Genomic DNA, 4027 nt, shown 5'->3' on the forward strand with positions numbered 1-4027 from the left:
TCCCCTTTACCCCTTCCCCTTTTCCCCACTTCTCTTAGAAGTCTATAGAATTGTCACAAACCAGGAGTTTCGATGAGTACCGATTTTGTCCCCCAACCGCAGAACAGCGATCGCTTTCTAGAAGAAGCCATCGATTTGTTACTGTTCTTGGAACAGGAGTTGCCTAACTATACAAAAAACAGTAACCCCGGTACAGCTTTGGCTCTCATGGAGGCTGCTAGTTCTTTGCATTCCATTGCCATAGCAGCCGAGTTAGATACCATTGCTATAGTTGCGGCTGCACTAACAGAGATTTTTCAGCTTTTATATCAGTATCGGGCAACTGTCAACGCCCCCATCGCTTCCCTGTTGTCGGAAGGATTAGATTGCCTACAGATGCTACTGATGGCATTTTTAACAGCCTCGAAAATTGAGGAAGTAGAAATTATCGAGCGGATGTCTGCCATTGTGGCTCGTCTGCAAGCAGAATTTGGCAATCAACAAAGCATCATCCCCCAGGAAACAATCCTCGATACATCGAAAGATCAACAGCAGGAACATCAACCAGTTATCGAGTTTGGCGATTCCTTGGCTGGGCTAGAATTTTCTACGGCTCTACCAGAGCAAGTTATAGTTAAAAGTCTTAACAGGGAACTAATAGATGAAACTAACCCCAGGCTTGGTAACTTTGATAGCGTAGATGTCGAACCGCTTCCCGCCAATGTAGGGGAACTGACAAATACGATGGAGTATAAAGAAAAAGATTTTCATCCTTGGTTGGGGGATTTATCCCAATCAACTGAAACATCCTTGGTTAAATCTTTTGCCGATGATCGTACACTTTCTTTGCAAGAATCCATTCCCACCATTGTTGCAACCAGTATTCCAACCGCCACGCCAATCAATATTCAGCATCTCGAACAACTAAACACGCTCCTAGCAACATTACTAACTACCTATAATCGGCAAGTTTGTCAGGAAGAAGAACAGCAACATACCATCGGACAATTGCTCCGACAAGTTAAACGATTACAACGCCTGCTGGATAATCTCCAGGAATGGTCTGCACGTTTAGCAGCAATTTCAAATACACTTTCCCCTCTGGCTGCTTCTCGCTCTCAGCAATTGTACAATACTCTACAATCTGTTTTGGCTGAAGCCTCTCAGGTGACATCAACCGTTCATTCCCTGAATAATAATCGCCACCAACTCAAACAAGAACTCATACAGCAGGAAAATTTACTTAGTCGTTCTGCCGATTTAGTTAAAAAAGTTACAAATATTTCTTTAAAAGCAGCCTTAGAACCCTTGCATCGGCTTTGGTCGCAGTTACAATCTTTGCAAAATAAGTCTGCTAGATTACATTTACAAATTAGCGATATCCAAGTCGATGGCGCATTTAGCGATCGCCTCCGTGTCCTGCTGTTGCATATAAGTTGTTATTTACTACAGCAAAGTATAGAATCTTGCCAAACACGCCAACAGCTAGGTAAAAATAGCAACGGGATAATTGAAATTCAAGTTTACCAGCAGGGAAATCAACTCGTTATTGATGGCTGTGATGATGGCGCAGGACTTGACTTATCTCAAATTTATCAACAAGCTTTAGCCCAAGGACTGGCCCTAACAAAACCAGGGAATATCTCACAAGTGACTGAGTTGGTACTGGAACCAGAGGTTTCATCTGTTTTATGCCATCGTAATTTAGAGTTAGGAGCAGAATTAACTGAAATTTGCAAGCAATTAACAGCTATTCAAGGAAGACTAGTATTGAAGTCTAAAGCCGGACATGGTACAGCCTTCTCGCTACAAATTCCCCTAGAGCAAAAAATTGCTCAACTGATCGTCTGTGAAGCGAACTCTAGAATCTATGCATTTATCGCCAATTCCGTCGAGCAAATTTGTCTATCCCAGTCCGAGCAAATTCTCCAAACTCAAGGGGGACGCATGTTATTTTTGCAGTCTTCTGGTAGTTACAGTGGGTTTGTAAGTACAGAAACGCTCGTCCCTATCCACTTATTAACCGATGTGCTGATTTGTCCTAACCACCTTCCCAGTGCAGTTAGTACTTACACTAAAGATAGACTAAATACTTGCAAGCAGGATAAGCCGTTATTATTATTTCGTTACTTAGATAAACTCTGTGCTTTAGAAGTAGATTGCATTATTGGTAAGCAATCCTCTGTTATCCATCCTCTAGGAGAAACAATCTCAGTTGCTGCTTATATCAAAGGAACTAGCGTTCTGAGCAATGGACAACTTAGCTTGGTTTTAGATGGTCAAGCGATCGCAAAATCTCTAACTTACTGGAATTTAGATTAGTTCAGGATTCAAATCGGAGTCCTATAGTAAGCTGATGCGCTTTTAAATTGTATAACTCAACTAGCTTACCAGATTGATTAATATTAAATCTTGGTTTGGGGAATTTTTACTGTAAAACTTGTTCCACCTCCTACTTCACTACTTACAGAAATTTCTCCATGATGTATTTCTAAGCATTTTTTAACTACGGCTAGTCCCAGTCCACTACCAACAATCTTGCCTACATTATTAGCACGATGAAAAGGCTCAAACAAATGTTGTTGAAATTCTTGGGGTATTCCTATTCCATTATCTTGGATTTTAAAAAATATTGCGTGTGGTTCGCAACTAAGTATCAAAAAAATACTTTCTTCAGGAGATGAATATTTCATAGCATTGGAAAGTAAATTAGTCAAAATCGAATATAATAAATTTTCATCTAATTTTGCATGAGTACAGTTTCCTTGACTAATAAATTTAATAGTATGCTGTTGGCGATCGCTAAATTGCAAGTCTTCTATTAAATTAATACAAAATGCTTCTAAATCCATTAGTTTGGGATGAAATTCTAATTTACCAGCTTCTGCCCTTGTCAAAGTTAAAATATCAGTTAATAACTGGTTCATTGACCTAGCTGATGATTGAATTCGATGCAGATTTTTGATTTTTTTTTCTTCACTCCACTGCTGATTACTTTGAGATAATAATTGAGCCGAACCCAAGATAATACTTAATGGAGTGCGAAATTCATGAGATACCATCGAAAAAAAACGTAACTTCAATTCACTAAGTTCTTTTTCTTGGGCTAAAGTTCTTTGAAGGGCTTCGGCCTGCTGTCGTTTTAATAATTGTTGATATAATAAAACGTAAACACCTAATAAAGTTGCAAAACTCAAGAAAGTGCCAAGAAATTCAATCAACATTCGATTATGAATATTATCTTGGGAATGTCTGACTAAAATTTGTAGTAACTGTTGTTCCCTGGCTTGCATTTGGGTAAGTGTTTCACGAATTTGACTACGATTTTGATTACTTTGAGCAAGTATGGGTGCTTGAATAGCAAAGCTTGATTTACCTACTTGCTTGAGGGCAATAGACTTTTTAGATAGTTCAATGCGTTGAGAAATGAGTAATTTTAACTTTGTTAAATGCTGCTGTTGATAGGTATCCTCAGCAACTTGTTGCTGCAAGTTTTTGACTTTGGTATCCAGGCTTGCCATTGCCTGATAGTAACGATTGAGTTCTAATTGTTCTCCGTATAATATATAACCTCTGCGTCCAGCTTCTGCATCAGTTAGTGTTGCTAATATATCAGTAATATTTTTCATTACGTCATTTGTATCTTTTACTTTATTGCTACTTGCAATTAATTGGGTAGCGTTTTGGTAAGAAATAACACTAACTAAACTCATTAATAATAAGGATAAGCCAAAGCCAGAGGCAATCCATTTTCCTTCTAACGACCATTTCATAAGTAGTCGTGCAAAATAAATCATTTATAGTAGTCCGATTTGATTAATGAACCGATCGATCTGTATAGGCAGGCAAGAGGCAATAGGCAATAGGCAATAGGTTTATAAAAGAGTAAAGTGTACGCAATTTTGTTCAAAAATCAAATAGGATTCCTATATCTAGTTCAAAAAGAAAATAAGGAATAGTTAAATACAGGTATTTAAGTTGTGTTCAAAAAAACATCTAAATATATCTATTTATTTAATACTTTATCTATGGAATTACATTATATAGG

At 38.0% G+C, this 4027-nt stretch carries 2 protein-coding genes; one reads left to right on the forward strand and one right to left on the reverse strand.

Annotated features, from left to right (window positions below; genetic code table 11):
* Positions 1-72: 72 nt before the first annotated feature.
* Entirely contained in the window at positions 73-2301 is a 2229-nt protein-coding gene (locus tag GNE10_RS32540) for a chemotaxis protein CheW (protein ID WP_185570134.1), read from the forward strand.
* Positions 2302-2384: 83 nt separating this feature from the next.
* Here the strand turns inward: GNE10_RS32540 and GNE10_RS32545 are convergent, their stop codons facing one another.
* Positions 2385-3752, reverse strand: a complete 1368-nt coding sequence (locus tag GNE10_RS32545) for an ATP-binding protein (RefSeq protein ID WP_185570136.1) — start codon at positions 3750-3752, stop codon at positions 2385-2387.
* Between the last annotated feature and the right edge of the window lie 275 nt (positions 3753-4027).

The sequence above is a fragment of the Nostoc sp. 2RC genome (assembly GCF_014222165.1).
GTDB classification, from domain to species: domain Bacteria; phylum Cyanobacteriota; class Cyanobacteriia; order Cyanobacteriales; family Nostocaceae; genus Nostoc; species Nostoc linckia.